Below are 21,445 nucleotides of genomic sequence, written 5' to 3'. Positions count from 1 at the left end.
TCCCCCGCTGTGGTTGACTGGCGGCATGACTGAGCAAAGCCGCATTGTGACCGCTGAACGGGTGATCGCCGCTGATGCGGCCGCCATATTCGAGCTGATCGCCGATCCGGCGCAGCAGCCTCGCTGGGATGGCAACGACAATCTGGTGGAGGCTCCCAGAGGGCAGCGTGTGCACGGCGTGGGCGAAGTGTTCGTGATGCGCATTCACAACGGCGAGGGCCGCGAGAATCACGTCATCGAGTTCGCGGAGGGGCGGCGGATCGCGTGGAAGCCGGCTCCGGTGGGCGAAGAACCGCGGGGGCACGTGTGGCGCTGGGAGCTGGAGCCGACAGATGGCGGCACCTTGGTGCGCCATGTGTACGACTGGTCGCAGCTCACCGATGAGTCGCGGTTTGCGCGGGCTCGGGCGACGACGGCTGAGTCGTTGCGGGGGTCGATCGATCGTTTGGCGGCGCTCATCGAGGGGTAATCGCGGGGCGTTGTGCTGTGGGAAGTTCCAGGGGGATCCCGGGTGGTGACCGAGGAAAAGCGGAAGCTCCGGCGAAGATAGCAGCACTGGCGATGGTAAGTGTGGCCCCGGCGGTCACAGTGCCGACGGCACCTGGAAGCTGCAGACCGGTCTTGCGAAGACCGGCCTCGGTGAGGCGCCCGTGAGCTGGGGCGTCGTTGCCGGTGCGGCAGCGGTGCTCGGCGCGGCTCTGCTCGCCGCGCAGGCCCTGGTGCGCCGCCGCCTCAGGTAGCGCCTTCGCGGCCCCCGCACACAACGAATCCCGCCCCGGGCCAGAGCCCGAGGCGGGATTCGTTGTTCATTCCCTTCGCAACCGACCGCGATCAGTGCAAACGTAAGCCGCACCGCCGCGAGGAGAAAGGGCTTAGATGATCCCGTTCAGGTGCTCCTCGATCATCGGCTTCGGCATGGCGCCGATGATCTCGCGCACCTCCTCGCCGTTCTTGAACACCTTCATCGCGGGGATGGAGGTGATGCGGTACTGCGCCGCGAGGTTGGGGTTCTCGTCGACGTTCAGCTTGACGATGCGCAGCTTGCCATCCTGTTCGGCCGCGATCTTGTCGAGCACGGGAGCGACAGCACGGCAGGGGCCGCACCACGCAGCCCAGAAATCGACAAGCACGGGGATGTCGCTCTGCAGCACAACCTTTTCGAAGGTCTGCTCGTCAACGTTGATGGGTTCTGACATTGTTCTTCTCCTTGTGTGAGCGGGTGGGGCTCAGCCGTCGAGGGCGGCCAGGTAGTGCTCGGCGTCGAGCGCTGCGACCGTGCCCGAACCTGCGGCCGTGATGGCCTGCCGGTAGGTAGGGTCGACAACGTCGCCTGCTGCGAAGACACCGGCGACGGAGGTGCGCGAGCTGCGGCCTTCGACGGCGATGGTGCCCTCTTCGGTGAGATCCAGCTTGCCGTGCACCAGGTGGGTGCGCGGATCGTTGCCGATCGCAATGAAGAGGCCCTGCAGCGCAAGCTCGCGCTCGGTGCCGTCGACGGTGCTGCGCAGCGTGAGGCCGGTGACCTCGTCTGCGCCGTGGATCGCGGCGACCTCGGAGTTCCAGATGAACTCGATCTTCTCGTTGTCGAAGGCACGCTGCTGCATGATCTTCGACGCCTTCAGCTCCTCTCGCCGGTGGATCACGTAGACCTTGTCGGCGAAGCGGGTGAGGAAGGTGGCCTCCTCCATGGCAGAGTCGCCGCCGCCGACCACCGCGATCGTCTTCTCGCGGAAGAAGAAGCCGTCGCAGGTGGCGCACCAGGAGACCCCGTGACCGGAGAGGCGATCCTCGTCAGGCAGCCCCAGCTTGCGGTAGGCCGAGCCCGTCGCGTAGATCACGGTGCGGGCCTCGTGCACGCTGCCATCGCCGGCGGTGACGCGCTTGACGTCACCCGAGAAATCGACGTCGACGATGTCGTCGTAGACGATTTCGGTGCCGAAGCGCTCGGCCTGCTCCTGCATGCGCTGCATGAGGTCGGGGCCCTGGATACCCTCGGGGAAGCCGGGGAAGTTTTCCACATCGGTGGTGTTCATCAGCTCGCCGCCGATGCCGATCGAGCTCGCGAAGAGCACCGGCTTCAGGCCTGCGCGTGCGGCGTAGATGGCCGAGGTGAAACCGGCCGGGCCGGAACCGATGATGATGATCTGGTGCATGGAGCTCCTCGCGCACGATGCTGGTGGGAGGCGGGCCGTCGGCCGCCGCGGGTAGTACAACCAATCCTAGGCGTGGGCTATTCCGCGGGTGCCGGGGCGCGCTCAGGCAGGGTCAGTGTCGTTGCCGAGCCGAGTGTTGTTGCCACTATCAACGCCGCTATCGCTGACACCGGCAGTGCCACTGTCAGCGTGGGTTGCGACAGCAGCATCGTCGGCGTCGGCACTGGCACCAGCGTCGGCACTGGCACCAGCGTCGGCACCTGCACCGGCAGTGCGGCGGCGACGCAGGCGACGCACACTGCGCCAAATGCCGAAGCCGAGCAGCAGCGATGCCAGCGCACCCAACACGCTGAGCGCTACGGTTTCCACCCCGCTGCGAATCGAGATGGGCAGCGTGCCCGTAAACACCGTGAGATCGCCTGAGGTTGCCGCAATCGTCACCACTAGGCCCGACTCCCCCGAAGAAACACGGCTGTTCACCGGCACCAGCACGCGCTCATTGCCCTCCGGCGGCACCACCACATCTGCGAAGCGGGGCTCTTCGACGGTGAGCCCAGCAGAGGCCGGAACAGCCTGCACATCGACGATCGCCTCAAACGGAAGAGAGTTGTGCAACTGCACTGGAACCCGAGTGGAAGCCCCCACCAGTTGCATGCGTTCAGTGGTGATCGCGTGCACGCCCTGCAGCAGTTCTGCATCGCGCTCGCGATACTGCCCCGCGACCTTCGTGAAGTCGGTGCCTGGCTGTGCATAGCGCGTGGCGAACAGGTCGAGCAGGCGGGTGCGCTGGTAGCCGCTCAGATACTCGGGATTCACGAGCACCGCCCCGAGCTCGTTGACCGTCGACTCGCGCCCCACAGCCGCCCGCAGCAGCTCGCGCCGCTCTTCCAGCGTGTCGGCCCCCCGCAACAGCGCCGTGCCTTCGTCGAGCCCCGAGATCGGAGTCGACGCCACCCAATCGAGCGCCCGCAACTGCTCGATGAGCGCTGCAGGATCTTCGGTGTCTGCGACCGCGCCCCTGTCGAGGCCGAGCACGAGATCACCGGATCCGCTCTGAGCGGCCAGCAGCAGCTGCGCCGCCAAGCGGGAGACACCCGCGGCGCGCTCTACCTCGCTCGAAGCCCCGAGTGCCGTGCGCGCAGAGGCCGCAAGCATCGTGTCGGTGATCACCGCGGTGCCCTGCTCGAGGGCGACGCGGGGACCGCCGCTCGAACGGTCGACGTTCTCAGAGTCGAGCACGACAGTGTTGATATTCGACGCACGCAGCAGATCGAGCGTGGCCTGATCTACCGACCCCTCAGCGGGCCAGGCAGTGGGCTGCACGGTATCCCACTCCAGCAACTGCGCGAGTGAGGGCGTCAGTGCGGTGTCGCCCTCAGGGTTCGAGGGATCTGCGCTGCCGCCATCGCCGGAACCCCCCGCAGTGCCAGAACTATCAGCAGCAGCGCTATCCGAGGCGCCACCAGCGCCTGACTCGCCCTTCGCGGCATCTCCCGCCGTGCCATCTCCGCCGACCGCTGCTCCCGGCTCAGCGCCGCCCGGAAGCTGCCCGCCAGCGCCCTGCTTCGTATCAGCCGAGAAACTGCCGAATCGTGTCACAAAATCGAGATTGCTCGGCTGCATCAGTGCGGAGAACCCGAGGTCGGCCTGGGCTGAGGGATCCGCATCGGCGAACTGCAGCAGAAAATTCGGCAGCGTGCTCGCCTCAAGCCGAGCCAAGAACTGCCTGGCCGACTCAGGCGCCTCATCACCGTACGCACGAATGCCAGCAACCACCCGCGGATCGATCGCGAGCGTCGCCTGAGCGGTGCGCGCCTCATCGAGCAACCGCGACCAACCCGACTCCAGCTCTTCGAGCTGCGAACGCGTGGGCAGCGTATGAATATCGCTCGGCAGCACGATCGGCACGATCATGCCAAGACGCACCGCGCTCCCCGCGCCGCCCTTCCCCGGCCAGCTCGCACCCTGCCACACCAGCGGCACCGTCACGCTGAGGTCTGGAGCAGCTGACACCCGCAGCAGATACACCCCCGAAGGAGTATCCGAAGTGAAGGGCAACTTGTTGCGCGGCACCGTCAGCGTGGTGGTCTGCTCGGCATCGGGCGCAACCGCGCTGAGCTGCCCCTCGGCGAGATCGAGCGGATGCTGCGGGAACACCCCATCGAGATCGTCAGTCGACGCAATCGGACGCGGATCGAGCGCGAGCTCAACCGTGGTCTCGGCCAGCGGCTGCGCACCACGATTGCCCACAAGCACATCGATTTGCAGCTCGCTCGCATCGTTGCGGAGCACCGGATCACGCGGTGACGCCACGATCGTCGCATCGACAGCGTCAGCAGCAGGAAGCTCGGCGGCTGAAGCCGCCGCCGGGCCACCCAACAGGGCCAACGCGAGCGCCGCCACGATGAGCGTGCGCTTGCGAGACCCGGCAGAAAACGACATGGCAACCAGTCTAGGGAGCACCCCCGATACGCACGCCCAGGTACCCTTATTGGATGCCCTCTCTCGCCGAATCCATGCTGGCGCTGCGCTCCATCGCAGCCTCCGCTCCGGTCGCAAGCCTCGCAGAGGCCTTCGCTGACCGCGGCCACGAGTTCGCCCTCGTCGGCGGCCCCGTGCGCGACGCGCTGTTGGGCAGAGCGGTCACCGACCTCGACTTCACCACCTCGGCCCGCCCCGACGAGACCCGCGCGATTCTCGACTCGCTCACCAAGAACGTGTGGGATGTCGGCCGCGACTTCGGCACCATCGCGGCCCGTCTGCACGGCGAAACCGTAGAAATCACCACCTATCGCGCCGAAACCTACCGCGACGACTCCCGCAAACCCGACGTCAGCTTCGGCGACACCATCGAAGGCGACCTCGTACGCCGCGACTTCACCATCAACGCGCTCGCGCTCATGCTGCCCGAGATGCGACTCGTCGACGTGTCGGACGGCATCGAGGATCTGCTCGCCGGGCGGATCCGCACCCCGGGCTCTCCCGAAGCATCGTTCACCGATGATCCGCTGCGAATGTTGCGCGCCGCACGCTTCGCATCGCAGCTCGGCTTCGAAGTGGTGCCAGAGACCCAGGCGTCGATGTGGGAACTCGCCGAACGCCTCGACATCATCTCCGCCGAGCGGGTGCGCGACGAATTGGTGAAACTGCTGTCGACCGCCGACCCGGTGCCCGGCATCCGGCTGCTCGTCGAAACCGGCCTCGCCGACCGCTTCCTGCCGGAACTCACCGCTCTCACCTCCACCCAAGACGACCACGGCCGCCACAAAGACGTCTACGAGCACAGCCTCACCGTGCTGCGGCAGGCGATCGAGCTCGAGGCTGAACGCGGGCACGACCCCTCCCCCGATGTGGTGCTCAGGATCGCGGCGCTGCTGCACGACATCGGCAAGCCCGCCACCCGACGCTTCGAACACGGCGGCGTCACCTTCCACCACCACGACGTGGTGGGCGCGAAGCTCGCCAAGAAACGCCTGCGCGAGCTGCGCTTCGACAACGACACCATCAAGCGCGCCGCGCGCCTCATCGAGCTGCACCTGCGGTTCTTCGGTTACAGCGACCAGCAGTGGACCGACTCCGCAGTGCGCCGCTACGTGCGCGACGCCGGCGACGAACTCGACCGCCTGCACATCCTCACCCGCGCCGACGTCACCACCCGCAACCGGCGCAAGGCCGAACGCCTCGCCCACGCCTACGACGACATCGAGCGCCGGATCGGCGAACTCGCTGAAGCCGAAGAGCTCGCCGCCGTGCGCCCCGAACTCGACGGCGAACAGATCATGGCGCTGCTCGATATTCCGCCGGGGCCGTTCGTGGGTCGCGCCTACAAATACCTGCTCGAAGTGCGCCTCGACGAGGGGCCCATCGGCGAGGCCGCAGCCGAGGAGCGACTGCGCACCTGGTACGCGCAGCAAGCCTGAACCGGCACTGATCGCTCGGAATCTCTCGAGCGACGTGAAGCGCAAGACCTGCGAGACCCGAAGAATACAACGAAGATGGAGAACGCGATGAGTGAGCAAGCAGCGGATCCGAACACTTGGTTCGATGGCCGCTCGCGCGCAATGTTCGTGCACGCGCACCCCGACGACGAAACCATCTGCACCGGCGGCACCCTCGCGGCGCTCGCCGAGGCCGGGCTCGAACCGCTGCTCGTCACCCTGACCCGGGGTGAGCAGGGCGAAGTGACGCCCGGGCCGCTGCAGGCGCTCGCAGGCACGCACGGCCTCGCTGTCGTGCGGCAGAACGAACTGAAGACAGCGCTCGGCATGCTCGGAGTGGAGCGCCACACCTTCCTCGGCGTCGAACCCGCGCGCGCCGAAGGGCTGCCCCCCACCATTTACGAGGATTCGGGCATGGCCTGGGGATCCGACGGTCGCGCAACGGCCGCACCCGAGGCGAGCCGCGACGCCCTCACCAGCGCTCCGGCCGTCGAGGCCTTGAACGATCTGCTCGCCGCCGCCTACCTGGCGGGAGCGCAGGCGATCGTGAGCTATGACGACGGGGGCGGCTACGGCCACCCAGACCACCGCTTCGCACACCGGCTGTCGCGGGCCGTCGCGCAGGCGCTTGAACTGCCCTTCTGGGAGATCGTGCCCGATGCCGACGAAACCGGCGAAAGCTACGACGTCTCCCCCTGGTTCGAGCGCAAGGTCGCCGCGCTGCGGGCGCACGGCACGCAGCTGACCGTCGACGGCGAAGAGATCGTGCACGTCGGCGGGCAGCGTGAGCCGATCCGCCGTGTGGAGCGGTTCCGTCGCCTCTCATAACTGGCCGGGCGGCCGCAGCACGAAGGTGCTAAGCTGTTCGAGTTGTCTGCGTGCAGAGCGATCCGCTCAGTGCACGGGCACATCGCATAAACACCCTCCTGCCACAGAAATCCTGTGGCCGTGAAGTCCGAAGGAGGTGGGTCAGTAATGCATCCGTACGAACTCATGGTGATCCTCGATCCGGGTATCGACGAGCGCACCGTGGCCCCCAGCATGGACAAGTTCCTCGGCGTCATCCGCAATGCGGGCGGCGAAATCGAGAACGTCGACATCTGGGGCAAGCGCCGTCTCGCATACGAGATCAAGAAGCAGGCCGAAGGCATCTACGTAGTGGTGAATTTCTCCGCGACCCCCGAAGCCACTGCCGAGCTCGACCGTCAGCTGGGTCTCTCCGAGGCCGTGCTGCGCACCAAGGTGCTCCGCGCAGACGAGCTCATCGCTCAGCGTGCCGCCCAGGCCAAGCGCGATCAGGCCAAGGCCGCTCGTGCCGCGAAGGTGGGCGCGTAGCTCATGGCCGGCGAGCCGCTGATCACTGTTGTCGGTAACCTCGTTGCCGACCCCGAGCCTCGCGTGAGCCAGGCCGGCAAGTCGTGGGTGACCTTCCGGATCGCCTCGACGCCGCGCGTGCGTGACCGTCAGTCGGGCGATTGGTCTGACGGCGAACCGCTGTGGCTCGGATGTCGCGCGTACGGCGAATACGCCGATAACATCGCGGCATCGCTCACGAAGGGCATGCGCGTCATCGTGCAGGGTCGCCTCACGCAGCGCAGCTACACCGACAACCAGGGGCAGCAGCGCACCTCGCTCGACCTTGAGGTCGAAGAGGTCGGCCCGTCGCTGCGTTTCGCCACCGCTCAGGTCAGCCGCGGTCAGTCGCGCGGCCAGGTCGGCGGCTTTGGCGGCGGCAGCCAGCAGCCCCAGGGTCAGAGCAGCTGGGGTCGCCCCGCTGCGCAGCAGCAGGAAGGCAACCCCTGGACCAACTCCGGTCAGGGCGGCGCTCCCAGCGGCGGCAACGACTTCGGTGGCGGCTTCGACGACGAGCAGCCCTTCTAGGCAGATAACTTCTTGATCCGGCCAGCCGGATCGCATCACGAAAAGAGACCAAATATGGCAGGCAAGTCCAGCGGCGCAGGCCGCAAGCCGGGTCGGGGTAAGAACGCCAAGACCCTCGCACCCGCGAAGAAGCAGACCGTCGGCGTCATCGACTACAAGGATGTCGCGACGCTGCGCAAGTTCATCTCTGAGCGCGGCAAGATCCGCGCCCGCCGCATCACCGGCGTGTCCGTTCAGGAGCAGCGACTGATCGCGAAGGCCGTGAAGAACGCCCGCGAGATGGCGCTCCTCCCCTACGCCGGCTCCGGCCGCTGAGCCGCGAAGGAAGCACATCATGGCGAAGGTAATTCTCACGAACGAGGTCCAGGGCCTCGGTTCCGCCGGTGACGTCGTCGACGTCAAGAACGGCTACGCACGCAACTACCTCGTGCCGCAGGGCTACGCGGTGCACTGGACTCGCGGTGGCGAGGCCCAGGTTGCACAGCTCCGCGCTGCGCGCGACGCTCGTGCGCTCGCTTCAGTCGAGGACGCTCAGGCGCTCAAGGCCAAGCTGCAGGAGGGCAAGATCCGCCTGTTCGCAAAGACCGGTGCTGAGGGCCGTCTGTTCGGCTCGGTGAAGCCCGCGGCCGTGGCCGCTGCGGTTTCGGAGGCTGGTCTGGGCGAGATCGACAAGCGCAAGATCACCGTTCCGACCATCAAGACGACCGGCGAGTACGCCGCCATCGTGCACCTGCACGAGGGCGTCGATGCCAAGGTGACCCTCCAGGTCATCGCGCAGCGCTAATCTCTGCGTTTCGAGCGGGGCGGGCATCCTTCGGGATCCCGCCCCGCTTTCGTGCGTGCGGGGTGATCGGGCGCTAGCTGCGAGAGTGTCTCCGGTTGCTGCGGGCTCGTGTGGGCCCGCAACATCCGTCCGCGTGCCTCTGGGGCCAGACGGTCGCCTATCGGCACCTGGCGGGGCTCAGGTCGGCTCTGAGCGCGGATTTCCGCGGGATGGCCGCTGGGTGAACGGCGCAGCGCGCGCGGGCTGCGGAAAACCTTTGACAGCGGCGGGTTTTCCCGCTAGTTGTCCACATGTGGGTGCGCCGCAGAAGCCTCAAGTTCTACCTGAAACTTGAATAACTTTTCCCCTGTGGAAAGTTTAAATACCTGATCAAGCGGTAGTATTTCACCCCATCCCAAATCTTCTCCACAAGTTGTCCCCAGCGGTGTGGAAAACATGTGGCTTAAATCGGCAAGTTATTCACCTAGTTATCCACAGGCAGGATTTGCGGTCACTTGAGTCGCCCATGCGGCGCTCGTACCGTGAATGTCGGGGGTCTGGTGTCTCATCAGTTGGTAACAGACCCGCACAACACAAAAGGAGTCGTCGAGTGTCGATCGCACACCTGGGCATCTCAGATCCATTCGAGGCTGACGAGCCGCGCGGCCACGAGCGCACCCCGCCCTACGACCTGCTCGCAGAGCAGAGCGCCCTCGGCGGCATGCTGCTCTCCAAAGACGCCGTCGCCGACGTCACCGGCATGCTCAAAGGCAGCGACCTCTACGTGCCCAAGCACGAGGTCATCTACGAGGCCGTGCTCTCGCTGTACTCACGCGGCGAGCCCACCGACGTCATCACCGTTACTGACGAACTCACCAAGGCGGGCGAGCTGCAGCGCGCCGGCGGTGCCGAATATCTGCACACGCTCACCAGCATCGTCCCCACCGCAGCGAACGCCGGCTTCTACGCCGAGATCGTCGCCGAAAAGGCGCTGCTGCGCCGCCTAGTCGAAGCCGGCACCCGGATCGTGCAAATGGGATACGCCGGCGAGGGCGAAGCGATCGACCTCGTCAATGTCGCCCAGTCTGAGATCTACGGTGTCACCGGTGAGGCGCAGGGCGAAGACTACGTGCCGCTGCACCTCGCCGTCGACGCCGCCCTCGAAGAGATCAACAAAGCGAACAGTGCCACCGGCGGCATGCTGGGCGTGCCCACCGGCTTCAGCGAACTCGACGCGATGACCAATGGCTTTGCCGGCGGGCAGATGATCATCATCGCGGCACGACCCGCCATGGGTAAATCGACGCTCGCGATGGACGTGGCACGCAACGCCTCAGTGCACGCGGGCGCCCCCACCGTCTTCTTCTCGCTCGAAATGGGGCGCGCCGAGATCGCCATGCGACTGCTCGCCGCCGAAGCCTCGATCCCGATGCAGACCCTCCGCAAGGGTGCGCTCGACAACCGAGACTTCCAAAAGCTCGCGGCAACGCAAGCCAGGGTTGCCGAAGCGCCCCTCTTCATCGACGACAGCCCCAACCTCACCCTCGTCGAGATTCGTGCGAAATGCCGCCGCCTCAAACAGCAGCACGGTCTGCGCATGGTGGTCATCGACTACCTGCAGCTGCTGTCGAGCGGCAAGAAGTCGGAGAGCCGCCAGCAAGAGGTCAGCGAGTTCTCGCGAGCGCTCAAGCTACTCTCCAAAGAGCTCGACGTGCCCGTGATCGCGCTGTCGCAGCTCAACCGTGCCTCCGAGCAGCGCGCCGACAAAATGCCTGCCATCAGCGACCTGCGAGAATCGGGTTCGCTCGAGCAAGACGCCGACATGGTCATCCTGCTGCACCGTGAAGCCGTGGGCGACCGCGACAGCCCGCGCGCCGGCGAGGCCGACTTCATCCTCGCCAAGCAGCGCAACGGGCCCACGGGCACCGTCACTGTTGCCTTCCAAGGCCACTACTCGCGCTTCCAAGACATGCCGCAGGGCGTCTGAATTGATGGCGCATCCCGCAAGCGTAGATACGCTGCGGTAGGGCCGATCACTTCGTGTCGAGGGGCGGGTTCCGTTCACCGGGGGCGCATCCCGCGAGCGGTGGAGCGCTGCGGTAGGGCCGAACACCTCGCGTCGGGGGGGCGGGTTCTGTTCACCGTGAGGCATCCCGCAAGCGGTGAAGCGCGGCCGTAGGCGCGTCTGGTCTGCGGAGCTGGCACTTGTCGCGGTGGCGGGGCGGCTCCTCAGCGAGCTCGCGGCAGGACGCGATAGACTGCCAGACGAAGAAAGGGGTGTCATGTCCGCTGCTGTTCCGAGCGCTGCGGAGCCGACGACCCCGCACGTCGCGGTCTCCCGCTCCGTGCGACTGGTGCGTGTGGCTGTGCTGATCATTGCCGGCCTCGCGATCGCGTTCAGCGCGACCATGCACGAGCGTCTGGGCTTCGACCTGGGCCTCACCGCGGCGAGCCTCGGGGGCATCGGCATCGCGCACCTCATCGAATGGTTCGCCCGTCGTGCGACGAGCCCCAGCTCGCTGCCCCTCATGCTCGGCCTCACCGCCGTTGCCGCCGCGATCGCGGTGCCGTTCATAGCCTCCGCTGTCGGCTTCGCGGTGCTGATCGCCGCCTGGTCGCTCATCAGCGCTCTGCTCGAGTTCATCGGCGGAGTAGTGCAGCCCGGCAGCCGGCAAGATGCCACCCTGCTCGGTGCCACCGGTGTGCTGCTCGCCCTGCTGACACTGCTCGTGCGCGAAGACCCCGTGGCCGTGCTCGGCTTCTTCGGCGCCTACGCCGTGCTCAACGGCGTCTTCCTCGGCATCTCAGCCTTCGATACCCGCCGCGCGAACACCGCCACGCAGACCGCCGTCAACGCGGGCTGACCCACACGCTCCCTACCTGAAAGCAGACGATGACTCAGCCCAACGAGCCCGCACCGCAGGATCCCGTGACCCCGTCGCGCCGTGACCGCCTTCGGCCGCTCGAGCTCGTCGGCTTCTCTGCAGTGCTCGGCATCTTCGCCGGCGCTGTGGTCTTCTTGACCACCCGTGACTGGGTGCTCGCGCTTATCTTCCTGGGCGTGGGATTCATCGTCTCCGTGATGATGGTGGCGCTCGTCGGCCTCGGTGGCAAGCCGAGCCGGGAAGATCTCGAAGCTCGAAAAGATCTGCAACGCCCCCAGGGCGACGACTGGCACTGACCGGGCATCTGCCCCGATCCGCACCGGCCTCATTGCGGCCCCGAAGCCGTAAAGCTGACTCCCGAGTCAGTCGCGCCGTCTGCGCGTCCAGGCGCGCGCATCTCTGCTTGAAAGTGCCAGCAGAATCAGAATGTCGAGTGCGAGCGTGAGTAGCGTGGTGCGCACTGTGATCTCCTCGCCCGTCGCGAAATAGGCCACCGCTGACGCCGTAATACTCGCGGTCGCCCCAAACATCACGAGCAGCCGCGCCCGGTTGCCACCCCGCCATACCATCCAGGCGAGCATGAGCAGCAGCAGCATCCACAGCCCTTGCACGCCCAGCAGCACGCCCAGCACCACTCCTGACTCGCCAGGCTCAAGGTCGAGATCGCCCTGCAGCGATCCCCACTCACGCAGCAGAGACACGCTCCACAGCGCAGTGCCGGCTGCGCGCGCCACAACCAAGGCGGTGCCACCCGAAACCGAGAACGGCCGGCGACTCGGCGGTGCCAGCTCCGCCTCGCGTTCAAAGAGGCTCACCGCGGGTTCGAGCGCCGCGCGCTTCCGGTGTCGATCGGTCACGAGGCCGCTCCAATCTCGGTCGTGTCGATATCGCTCAGATCGATTACGGGCAAGTCACCATCGGTGCGAATCGTGTCGCCCCCGCCATTGCGGGAGTGATAGCCGGTCGAAAAGTCGGCGAGGATCTCGACGCGCGCCGCCGCATTCGCGGCCAGCACCGTCGAAACGACATGGTCCCGTTCCACATCGATATCGGCGTCGATCTTGTGGGTGATCTGCAGTGTGAACAGCGAAAACCCCACAGCCCGATCGAAAGTGCCGGCACCCAGCCAGTCCACCCTGGCCCCGCCTGGCAGCAGCCACCCATCCGGGGTGCGCCAAAAACGCACGTGGTGGCGCTTCGCGGGATTGCCCGCCACCTCCTGCTGATAGGCGACATCCTGCATGCGCCCGAACAAAAACAGCGGGCTCACCGGTGCACGATCGTAGCTGCGGCGTGTGACCGTCGACACCACGATGTTCCACGAGGAGCGCAGCGTCACAGGATCGGCGCGAGTCCAACCCGCACGCTCCATCGCCTCGTGCAACTGCTGTTCGCTGCCGCGCAGCGACAGATTGATGGGGTCGCCCAGCAGGCCATCGCTGGTGCGGGTGCGAGCAATGAAGTAATTGGGCACGTAGATCGTGGTGAGAATGCGGTGCACGCGGGGGAGCGCCAGATAGGCGAGCAGCACCCAGAAAGCGATCACCGACAGCACACCGAACCAGCCGAAGCTGAAGCTCTCGGTGAGAGTCAACCACGCCAACCAGACGGCCGCGATCCCGGCGTACACGAAGAAGAACTCATCGAGCACGGCCGTGAGTGAGATGCGCGAGCGCTGCACGGAGCCCATGGCACCATGCTAGGGCGTGTCTCGCGGATCCTCGCCTACTGCGCGCGCCTGTTCTGGGCGTCTCGCTGCGTTGTCGTCGTCAGATTTACAACCAGCAAACCGTCCTCCTCCGCCTTGCGAGGCACCCCGCCCAGGCGCTGCTCGCAACGGCAACGACCCACGAGACACGCCCTAGTCACGCGGGGCGGATCCGCGCCGTCGAACGGCCCCGCCGATCCGCACCGCAGACCACCGGCACCGCCTACCAGCGCCGCCGCTCAGTCTTCGGGATCGTCAGGGTCGATGGGGGCGTGGTGATCGAAGTTAACCATGCCGCGCTTCCAGTAGCCGCTGAGGGCGAACTGCTCGCGGGGGAGACCGTACTCGTACTTTACGAGGCGGCGCAGCGGGATGAGTCTGGTGGCCTCGCCAGCTGCGAAGAGGAAGGTGCCGTCATCGATGCCGGCGTCCGTCGCCGCGTCGGCGAGGGAGCCGAAAGCCTCGGTGACGGTCACGGCGCGACCGCCGTGCTCGTGCAGGTAGGGCTCGATCCAATCCAGATCGGCGGGGGAGGCGTCGACGACAACCTCGACCTCGGTGCGCGCGGGCACCGAGGCGATCCAGCGGGTAGCTGCGGGCAGTGCGGAGGGGTCGACGATGAGCAGCAGACTGTCGGCACCCTGCGGCGCCGTCGCCGACCCGCGGGGCCCCACCACGACGAGCTTGTCGCCCGCCTCGGCGGCTGCCGCCCACGCTGATGCGGGGCCGGGCTCGGGGTGTTGCAGGAAGTCGACGTCGAAGGCGCGCAGGCCGGTATCGGGGTCGGTGCGCATGTTCAGGGGCGTGAAATCGCGGGGGAACATCGGTGCTTCGGGCCGCACGATGCCGTCGGCGTCTGGCCCGACCGGGGCCGGGGCGACCAGTTCGCCGGTCAGAGGATGCGGGAAGAACAGCCGCGCGTGATCCGCGGGGCCATCTGAAACGAAGTCGTGCAGCTCGGGGCCTGAAAGGGTGACGCGGATGAACGGCCCGCCCGGCGAGGTCACCGCCGTCACGACGGCCTCGCGTGCGGTGAAGCGGTGACGCACCCGCTGGCGGGCGAAGCGAGTGGCGGCCGGCAGATTCTCTGTCACAGCGGTCCTTTCATCGGATGTTTCCACTCTGGCATAGTTCGGCGCGAAGCGGCAAGAGAACGCAGGCCATCCCGATGAGCCCCAAAGTTGCTATCGCGTCTGCTGCGTTCAGAATGGATAGCTCACCGCACACGAGGGCGAAACGACGAGTGCCCCCGCCACAAGACGGAGGCACTCACGCGCGCGGCGCGCGGATCAGTCGGAGCCGGAGGATCGCACGGATCCGCCCCGACTACCGCTGCAGGTAATCGAGCAGTCGCGCCGCATCACCCACATAGGTGGCGGGGGTCAACGCAAGCAGGCGCTGCTTGGCTGCCTCGCCGATCTCCAGACCCTGCACGAACTCGACAAGCTCAGCCTGGCCGATCCGGCGGCCGCGGGTGAGCTCCTTGAGTGCCGCGTACGGATCCTTGATCGTCGACCGACCCGCCGTCACCTCAGCGCGAATCACGGTCTGGATCGCCTCACCCAGCACCTCCCAGTTCGCGTCGAGATCCGCCGCGAGCACCTCGGGGGCGGCATCGATCTGGCCGAGCCCCTTGAGGATGTTGTCGAGCGCCAACACCGAATGGCCGAGACCGACACCAATATTGCGCTGCGCCGACGAATCGGTGAGGTCGCGCTGCCAGCGGCTGGTCACCAGCGTCGCAGCCAGCGAATCGAGAATCGCGTTCGACAGTTCGAGATTCGCCTCAGCATTCTCGAAGCGGATCGGATTGACCTTGTGCGGCATCGTCGACGAGCCCGTCGCGCCGGCCACCGGGATCTGACGGAAGTAGCCGATGGAGATGTAGCTCCAAATATCGGTGGCGAGATTGTGCAGAATACGGTTGGCGTGCGCGATGCGCGTGTACAGCTCGGCCTGCCAATCGTGCGACTCGATCTGGGTGGTGAGCGGGTTCCAATCGAGCCCCAGACCCTCCACGAACTCCTGCGACACCTGCGCCCAATCAGTGTCGGGATCCGCCGCGAGATGCGCCGCGAACGTGCCAGTAGCACCCGAGAACTTGCCGAGATACTCGACATCGTCGATCTGATTGAGCTGCCGCTCCAGACGGTGCACAAACACCGCAAGCTCCTTGCCGAGCGTCGTGGGCGTTGCCGGCTGACCGTGAGTGCGACTCATCATGGGCAGCTCGCGGTACTGCTCGGCCTGGCGCGCGATCTCAACGATGACCGACTCGAACTTCGGGCGCCACACATCGGCGATCGCCTGCTTCACGGTGAGGGCGTACGAAAGATTGTTGATGTCTTCGCTCGTGCAGCACACATGGGTGAGCTCGGCGAGACGACCCAGATCGAGCTCGTCAAGCTTGCCGCGCACGAGATACTCGACAGCCTTCACATCATGCTGAGTGGTGCGCTCAGTCTCGGCGAGCATGTCGATCTCGGCCTGACCGAAATTTGCAGCCCAATCGCGCAACGCCTGCAGATCGGCAGCGGGCAGCGGTGTCGCACCCAGCAGTGAATGCTCAGTGAGATAGGCCAGCCACTCAACCTCCACATGCACCCGGGCCTTGTTGAGCCCCGCTTCGGAAAGAGTGTCGCCGAGACCTGCGACCGCGGCGCGGTAACGGCCGTCGAGGGGGCTGATGGGCTGCGGGGGAAGCGGAGTCATGGGTGCCTCTCGGTGGTTCGGGATCGCGGGCCAAAATCCATTCTCCCACGCGGGTGGGGTGGCGGATCCGCCATCGCTTGCACGCTCCACCTTTGCCGCCTGAGAGCCTCGGTGTTCCTCTGCGCGCGAAAGAACATTCTGGCCAGGGGGTCTAGCCCCGGCCGCGCTTCCGATTGGTGCCGAGCAGGGCATTCATGATCCCCGACAGAACCGACATCACGAGCGCGGCGAGCACACCCCACCAGAATGACTCGATCCGCAACCCGAAGCCGGCGAGATCAGAAAGCCACGCGACCACCGCGAACAAGATGCCGTTCACGATGAGGCCGAACAGGCCGAGCGTCAGAATGTACAGCGGAATCGAGACGAAGCGCACCACCTTGCCGAGCGTGCCGTTCACGAGCCCGAACACGAGCGCGACCAGCAGCAGCGTGACGATCGGGGCATAGTCATCATCGCTGATCGCCTCGATCCACACCCCGTGAGGGCCGTCGCCGCCCACAATGAGCGTGGTGAGCCACAGTGCGAAAGCGCTGACGAGCACGCGGATGACGGTACGCATGCACCCAGTCTGACAGCATGCGCAGCTCCATGCCACGGCACCGTAGATCCGGCGTCGCCGACGGGCCGCCCCGCGCTCGCTCACTAGAATGGCGATCCATGAGCGAAACCGCCGAGCCTCCCGTTCGCATCCGCACCGACGTGCTCGCCACCCCCGCCTACCGGCAGGGCGCGGCGCCCACGAAGCCGGGCTTCAAACTGTCGAGCAACGAGAACCCCTTCGCACCCCTGCCGGGAGTGCTCGAAGCGGTGGCGCAGCGCGCGGGCGAGATCAACCGTTACGCGGCGGCGGCCATGCCCGAGCTGCGCGCCGCCCTCGCCGGCGAGTTCGGGGTCAGCCTCGACCACGTGCACCTCGCCGCCGGATCGGTCGCAATTCTCTACCAGCTCGTGCAGGCGGCCGCCGGCCCCGGCGACGAGTACCTCTACGCCTGGCCCAGTTTCGAGGCCTACCCCTCGCTCGGCCTCGCCTCAGGCGCCACGGGCGTAGGAGTGCCGCTGACCGCCAGCGCCGAACACGACCTCGACGCATTCGCCGATGCGATCACCGACCGCACCCGCGTGATTCTGCTCTGCACCCCCAACAACCCCACCGGCCCCGCGATCCGCCGCGCAGACTTCGACACCTTCATGACGCGGGTGCCCGCCGACACCCTCGTGGTGCTCGACGAGGCCTACCGGGAGTTCGTCGACGCCCCCGACGCCGTGCGCGGTGAGGACGTACTGCGCGCCCACCCCAACCTCGTCGTGCTGCGCACCTTCTCGAAGGCATACGGGCTCGCCGCGCTGCGCATCGGCTACGGCGTCGGGCACCCGGCGATCCTGTCGGCCGCCGCAAGCGTGGGGATCCCCCTCTCAGTCACCGGCGTCGCCGAGAGCGCGGCGCTGGCCTCGCTCACCCCCGCAGCCCGCGAGGCGCACGCCGAACGGGTCGCAGAAATTTCGCGACGACGCGACGCGCTCGCCGCCGGACTGCGCGAGCTCGGGATCGCCGTGCCCGAAGCGCAGGGCAACTTCGTGTGGCTGCCCGAGGGGCGAGACCGCGGCGGTGTCGCGAACGCCCAGGCGCTCGCCGATGCCTTCGCCGATGCCGGCACCCTCGTGCGCCCGGTCGCAGGCCACGGCCTGCGCATCTCGGTGGGCGAAGCCGAGAGCATCCCTGAGGTGCTGCGCGTGGTGAGCGCGTTCCTCGCCGCCGACTGACCCTTCTGACTCGCACCCCCCGATCCGCCCACCCCGCGATATATCCGCGCGGTGACGGGGGTGCTCATTACACTGGGTCAGGATGAGCGAACAGACGACTTACGGCCCGCTGCACGGTGGGGCGGATCCCGAGCCGATCCGCTTCCTCGACGAGGCGGGCGCCTACGCGCCCTCGGCCACCGCAGCCGAGTTCGCCGACGAGCTCGCAGCCGTCGGGATCGACGAATTCAAGCAGTGGTACCGCGACATGGTTTCCACCCGCGCCTACGACACCGAGTGCACCCACCTGCAACGGCAGGGTCAGCTCGCGCTCTGGGTGCCAAGCGTCGGACAGGAAGGCTGCCAGGTGGGCCTCGCCCGTGCCGCCGAGCCGCAAGACCACATCTTCCCCGCCTACCGGGAGCACGCCGTCGCGCTGATCCGCGGTGTCAGCTTCCTGCAGATCGCCGCACAGTTTCGCGGTCTCACCCACGGCGGCTGGGACGTCACCGACCCCGCCCACGGCAACTTCCACCTCTACACGCTCGTGCTCGGCGCGCAGACCCAGCACGCCACCGGCAACGCCCTCGCACAGCTGCTCGACGCCAAACGCAGGGCCGGCGACACGAGCATGGACGCCGGTGAGCCGGGCACCGCAACCGGCGAAGCCACCATGGTCTTCTACGGCGACGGCACCTCGAGCCAGGGCGACCCCAACGAAGCGATGATCTTCGCCGCCAGCTACCAGACTCCTGAGGTCTTCGTGGTGCAGAACAACGGCTGGGCAATCTCGGTGCCCGTCACCCGTCAATCGCGCACCCCACTTTACCGCCGCGCACTGGGTTTCGGGCTGCGCGCCGTGCAGATCGACGGCAACGACCCGCTCGCTGCCTACGCGGTCGGTCGACGCTTCCTGCGCCTCGCCCGCGAAGGCCAGGGCCCCGGCTACATCGAAGCGCTCACTTACCGCATCGGCGCCCACACCACCGCCGACGACCCCACCCGCTACCGGCCAGACGGCGAGCTTGAAGAGTGGCAGCAGCGCGACCCGATCGTGCGCCTCGAGCAGCATCTGCGCTCCCTCGGCGTCGACGACGCCTTCTTCGCAGAGGTGCGCGAGACCGCAGATCGCGAAGCCAAGCGTGTGCGTGACGGGATCCTCAGCCTCCCCGCGCCCGAAGCCGACTCGATGTTCGCCCACGTCTACGCCGAGCCCCACCCCCGCATCGAAGAGCAGCGGGCCTGGCTCGCACGCTACGAAGCGTCGTTCGCGGAAGGAGCGGAGCAGTGAGCCCCGTCACCACACTCACCGAGCGCACCACCCTGCCGCTCGCCCGCGCCATCAACGAGGGGCTGCGCACGGCTATGGTCGCCGACGAGCGCGTGCTGCTCATGGGCGAGGACATCGGCCCGCTGGGCGGCGTGTTCCGAGTCACCGACAAACTGCAGGCAGACTTCGGTTCGGCCCGCGTGCTCGACACTCCGCTCGCCGAAGCCGGCATCGTCGGCAGCGCGATCGGTCTCGCGATGCGCGGCTACCGCCCCGTCATTGAGATCCAGTTCGACGGCTTCATCTTCCCCGCCTTTAACCAGATTGTCACCCAGCTCGCGAAGATCCGTGCTCGCCACGACGGCAAGGTCGACATGCCCGTGGTGATCCGCGTGCCCTACGGCGGACACATCAACTCCATCGAGCACCACGAAGAGAGCCCCGAGGCATACTTCGCGCACACCCCGGGCCTGCGCGTTGTCGCACCGTCGACTCCCAACGACGCCTACTGGATGATTCAGCAGGCGATCGCCTCGAATGATCCAGTGCTGTTCTTCGAACCCAAGGCGAAATACTGGCAGAAGGGCGAGGTGGATCCTGCCGAACCGACTGCGGGGCTCCACCAGACCCGCATCGCACGCAGCGGCACCGACTGCACCGTCGTCGGCTACGGCGCCATGGTGACGACACTGCTGCAGGCCGCCGAGGTTGCGCAGTCCGAGGGCACCAGCCTCGAAGTGGTCGACCTCCGCAGCGTTTCCCCGATCGACTACGAGCCGCTGCTCGCCTCCGTGCGCAAGACCGGGCGTCTGATCGTCGCGCAGGAAGCCGTGGGCAACGCCAGCGTCGGCAGTGAGATCGCCGCAACGGTCGCCGAGCGCGCGTTCTACTCCCTGCAGGCCCCCGTGTTGCGCGTCTCCGGCTACGACGTGCCCTTCCCCGCAGCGGCCATCGAATCGCTCTATCTGCCCGACGCCGACCGGGTGCTCGAAGCCGTCGACCGCACCATGCACTACTAGAACTTCCGATCCAATCCCAGGAGCAACCATGAGCGAGATGACGTTCCCCCTTCCCGACGTGGGAGAAGGCCTGACCGAGGCGGAGATTGTCACCTGGCACGTCGCACCCGGCGACACTGTCGAACTCAACCAGGTCATCTGTGAGATCGAGACCGCGAAGTCGCTCGTCGAACTTCCCTCGCCGTTCACAGGCACGGTCACCGAACTGCTCGCCGAGGTTGGGCAGACGGTTCCTGTGGGAGAGCCGATCCTGCGAGTCACCACCGCGGCCACCGACGGGGCCGAAACCGCTCCGGCACCCGGTGCTGAGACGGCGCTCGCCGACGAAGAAACCCGCACAGCAGTCGCAGATACCGCCGCCAGCGTCGAGCACGAAGAGGGCGGCGGAGCCGTGCTCGTCGGCTACGGCACCGGCGGCACCGTGAAGTCGCGCCGTCGTCGCGGCGGCGAGCCGCTGTTGCACGGATCGCCCCGAGCGCAGGCGCCGATCCCCGTCGCCGAGGCCAGCCCGATCATCGCGAAGCCTCCCATCAGAAAGCTCGCCAAAGACCTCGGCGTCGATCTCGCACAGGTCGCCGGCACCGGGATCGCCGGAGAGATCCTGCGTGACGACGTCGTACGGCACGCCACCCAGGCCAGCCTCTTCCGCAACATCTCCACCCCCGAGGTGTCCGAAGCGCGTGAAGAGCGCATCCCCCTGAAGGGCATGCGCAAGCAGATCGCGAAGGCGATGGTGACCAGCTCGACGGAGGCCCCCCACGTGGGCGTCTTCACCGACGTCGACGCCACCCGCACCATGGAGTTCGTGAAGCGACTCAAGAACTCCACCGACTTCGCCGGGGTCAAAGTGTCACCGCTGCTCATCTTCGCGAAGGCGATGCTCTGGGCGATCCGCCGCAATCCCGAGATCAACTCGACCTTCACCGACACCGAGATCATCCGTCACAACTTCGTGAACCTCGGTATCGCCGCGGCCACACCGCGCGGTCTTGTGGTGCCCAACATCAAGGACGCGCAAGAACTCAGCCTGCTCGACCTCGCGAAAGCCATCGAGCAGCTCACCCTCACCGCGCGTGAGGGCCGCACGCAGCCGGCCGAAATGCAGAACGGCACCATCACTATCACCAACATCGGTGTTTTCGGCATGGATTTCGGCACCCCCATCCTCAACCCCGGCGAGTGCGCCATCATGGCGATGGGCACCATCAAGCAGAAGCCGTGGGTGGTCGACGGTGAGGTGCGGCCCCGCATGGTCACCACCGTGGGCGGTTCCTTCGACCACCGCATTGTCGACGGTGACGTGATCTCGCGCTTCGTCGCCGATGTGGCCTCCGTGCTCGAGGAGCCCGCGCTGCTGCTCGACTGACCGACGG

At 66.8% G+C, this 21,445-nt stretch carries 22 protein-coding genes; 14 read left to right on the top strand and 8 right to left on the bottom strand.

The annotated features are described in order from the left end of the window. The first annotated feature begins 25 nt into the window (after nt 1-25). The gene (locus WFL22_RS07630) at nt 26-469 is read left to right on the top strand and encodes an SRPBCC family protein (protein WP_336992132.1); all 444 of its coding nucleotides are present in this window, start codon (nt 26-28) and stop codon (nt 467-469) included. A 403-nt stretch (nt 470-872) separates the two neighbouring features. Here the strand turns inward: WFL22_RS07630 and trxA are convergent, their stop codons facing one another. The 3 genes from trxA to WFL22_RS07615 form a co-directional block, all read right to left on the bottom strand. Continuing rightward, nucleotides 873-1,196, bottom strand: a complete 324-nt coding sequence (trxA, locus tag WFL22_RS07625) for a thioredoxin (protein WP_336652493.1) — start codon at nt 1,194-1,196, stop codon at nt 873-875. Nucleotides 1,197-1,226: 30 nt separating this feature from the next. Then, nucleotides 1,227-2,153, bottom strand: coding sequence for a thioredoxin-disulfide reductase (trxB, locus tag WFL22_RS07620; RefSeq protein ID WP_336652494.1), 927 nt, complete (start codon nt 2,151-2,153; stop codon nt 1,227-1,229). A gap of 102 nt (nt 2,154-2,255) precedes the next feature. Continuing rightward, nucleotides 2,256-4,595: a DUF6049 family protein gene (locus WFL22_RS07615; RefSeq protein ID WP_336992130.1), complete on the bottom strand. Its 2,340-nt coding sequence runs from the start codon at nt 4,593-4,595 to the stop codon at nt 2,256-2,258. 53 nt (nt 4,596-4,648) lie between these two features. Between WFL22_RS07615 and WFL22_RS07610 the strand changes: the two genes are divergently transcribed. The 9 genes from WFL22_RS07610 to WFL22_RS07570 all read left to right on the top strand — a co-directional run bounded on the left by WFL22_RS07610 (nt 4,649) and on the right by WFL22_RS07570 (nt 11,916). Further along, the gene (locus tag WFL22_RS07610; RefSeq protein WP_336992129.1) at nt 4,649-6,073 is read left to right on the top strand and encodes a CCA tRNA nucleotidyltransferase; all 1,425 of its coding nucleotides are present in this window, start codon (nt 4,649-4,651) and stop codon (nt 6,071-6,073) included. A gap of 87 nt (nt 6,074-6,160) precedes the next feature. Next, nucleotides 6,161-6,919 (top strand): PIG-L deacetylase family protein, encoded by a 759-nt coding sequence (locus WFL22_RS07605; protein WP_336992128.1) that lies wholly within the window; start codon nt 6,161-6,163, stop codon nt 6,917-6,919. Between the two features lie 147 nt (nt 6,920-7,066). Continuing rightward, nucleotides 7,067-7,426: a 30S ribosomal protein S6 gene (gene rpsF, locus WFL22_RS07600; protein ID WP_336652498.1), complete on the top strand. Its 360-nt coding sequence runs from the start codon at nt 7,067-7,069 to the stop codon at nt 7,424-7,426. Between the two features lie 3 nt (nt 7,427-7,429). After that, complete coding sequence (gene ssb / locus WFL22_RS07595; RefSeq protein ID WP_336652499.1) at nt 7,430-7,972, top strand: single-stranded DNA-binding protein; 543 nt, start codon at nt 7,430-7,432, stop codon at nt 7,970-7,972. A 54-nt stretch (nt 7,973-8,026) separates the two neighbouring features. Then, nucleotides 8,027-8,287 carry a 30S ribosomal protein S18 gene (gene rpsR / locus WFL22_RS07590; protein ID WP_017884085.1) on the top strand — a complete coding sequence of 87 codons (261 nt, stop codon included), beginning with the start codon at nt 8,027-8,029 and terminating at the stop codon, nt 8,285-8,287. Nucleotides 8,288-8,306: 19 nt separating this feature from the next. After that, nucleotides 8,307-8,756: a 50S ribosomal protein L9 gene (gene rplI, locus WFL22_RS07585; protein WP_336992127.1), complete on the top strand. Its 450-nt coding sequence runs from the start codon at nt 8,307-8,309 to the stop codon at nt 8,754-8,756. Between the two features lie 589 nt (nt 8,757-9,345). Further along, nucleotides 9,346-10,722: a replicative DNA helicase gene (gene dnaB, locus WFL22_RS07580; protein WP_336652501.1), complete on the top strand. Its 1,377-nt coding sequence runs from the start codon at nt 9,346-9,348 to the stop codon at nt 10,720-10,722. A 295-nt stretch (nt 10,723-11,017) separates the two neighbouring features. Then, the gene (locus WFL22_RS07575) at nt 11,018-11,599 is read left to right on the top strand and encodes a hypothetical protein (protein ID WP_336992126.1); all 582 of its coding nucleotides are present in this window, start codon (nt 11,018-11,020) and stop codon (nt 11,597-11,599) included. 29 nt (nt 11,600-11,628) lie between these two features. Next, nucleotides 11,629-11,916 (top strand): ABC transporter ATP-binding protein, encoded by a 288-nt coding sequence (locus WFL22_RS07570; RefSeq protein ID WP_336992125.1) that lies wholly within the window; start codon nt 11,629-11,631, stop codon nt 11,914-11,916. Between the two features lie 66 nt (nt 11,917-11,982). Here the strand turns inward: WFL22_RS07570 and WFL22_RS07565 are convergent, their stop codons facing one another. The 5 genes from WFL22_RS07565 to WFL22_RS07545 form a co-directional block, all read right to left on the bottom strand. Continuing rightward, on the bottom strand, nt 11,983-12,477 hold the full coding sequence (locus WFL22_RS07565; protein WP_336992123.1) for a hypothetical protein: 495 nt from the start codon (nt 12,475-12,477) through the stop codon (nt 11,983-11,985). Beyond that, on the bottom strand, nt 12,474-13,310 hold the full coding sequence (locus WFL22_RS07560; RefSeq protein WP_336992121.1) for an LssY C-terminal domain-containing protein: 837 nt from the start codon (nt 13,308-13,310) through the stop codon (nt 12,474-12,476). The genes WFL22_RS07565 and WFL22_RS07560 overlap by 4 nt, the downstream gene beginning before the upstream one ends. Nucleotides 13,311-13,567: 257 nt before the next feature. After that, nucleotides 13,568-14,422 (bottom strand): siderophore-interacting protein, encoded by an 855-nt coding sequence (locus WFL22_RS07555; RefSeq protein ID WP_336992120.1) that lies wholly within the window; start codon nt 14,420-14,422, stop codon nt 13,568-13,570. A 232-nt stretch (nt 14,423-14,654) separates the two neighbouring features. Further along, nucleotides 14,655-16,040 carry an adenylosuccinate lyase gene (purB, locus tag WFL22_RS07550; protein ID WP_336992119.1) on the bottom strand — a complete coding sequence of 462 codons (1,386 nt, stop codon included), beginning with the start codon at nt 16,038-16,040 and terminating at the stop codon, nt 14,655-14,657. Between the two features lie 151 nt (nt 16,041-16,191). Next, on the bottom strand, nt 16,192-16,602 hold the full coding sequence (locus tag WFL22_RS07545) for a phage holin family protein (RefSeq protein ID WP_336652508.1): 411 nt from the start codon (nt 16,600-16,602) through the stop codon (nt 16,192-16,194). Nucleotides 16,603-16,700: 98 nt separating this feature from the next. Between WFL22_RS07545 and WFL22_RS07540 the strand changes: the two genes are divergently transcribed. The 4 genes from WFL22_RS07540 (at nt 16,701) to WFL22_RS07525 (ending at nt 21,438) form a co-directional block, all read left to right on the top strand. After that, a complete protein-coding gene (locus tag WFL22_RS07540) occupies nt 16,701-17,804 on the top strand; it encodes a histidinol-phosphate transaminase (RefSeq protein WP_336992118.1) in 1,104 nt (367 codons plus the stop codon). Nucleotides 17,805-17,886: 82 nt separating this feature from the next. Beyond that, entirely contained in the window at nt 17,887-19,074 is a 1,188-nt protein-coding gene (locus WFL22_RS07535) for a thiamine pyrophosphate-dependent enzyme (RefSeq protein WP_336992117.1), read from the top strand. Continuing rightward, nucleotides 19,071-20,072: an alpha-ketoacid dehydrogenase subunit beta gene (locus WFL22_RS07530; protein ID WP_336992116.1), complete on the top strand. Its 1,002-nt coding sequence runs from the start codon at nt 19,071-19,073 to the stop codon at nt 20,070-20,072. Before WFL22_RS07535 ends, WFL22_RS07530 begins: the two co-directional genes overlap by 4 nt. A 28-nt stretch (nt 20,073-20,100) precedes the next feature. After that, nucleotides 20,101-21,438 carry a dihydrolipoamide acetyltransferase family protein gene (locus WFL22_RS07525; RefSeq protein WP_336652513.1) on the top strand — a complete coding sequence of 446 codons (1,338 nt, stop codon included), beginning with the start codon at nt 20,101-20,103 and terminating at the stop codon, nt 21,436-21,438. The last annotated feature ends 7 nt before the right edge of the window (nt 21,439-21,445 follow it).

The organism is Leucobacter sp. VD1, from assembly GCF_037150695.1.
GTDB lineage: Bacteria > Actinomycetota > Actinomycetes > Actinomycetales > Microbacteriaceae > Leucobacter.
Note: the sequence above shows the minus strand (reverse complement) of the source record. Positions and strands in the feature narration are given on the sequence as shown.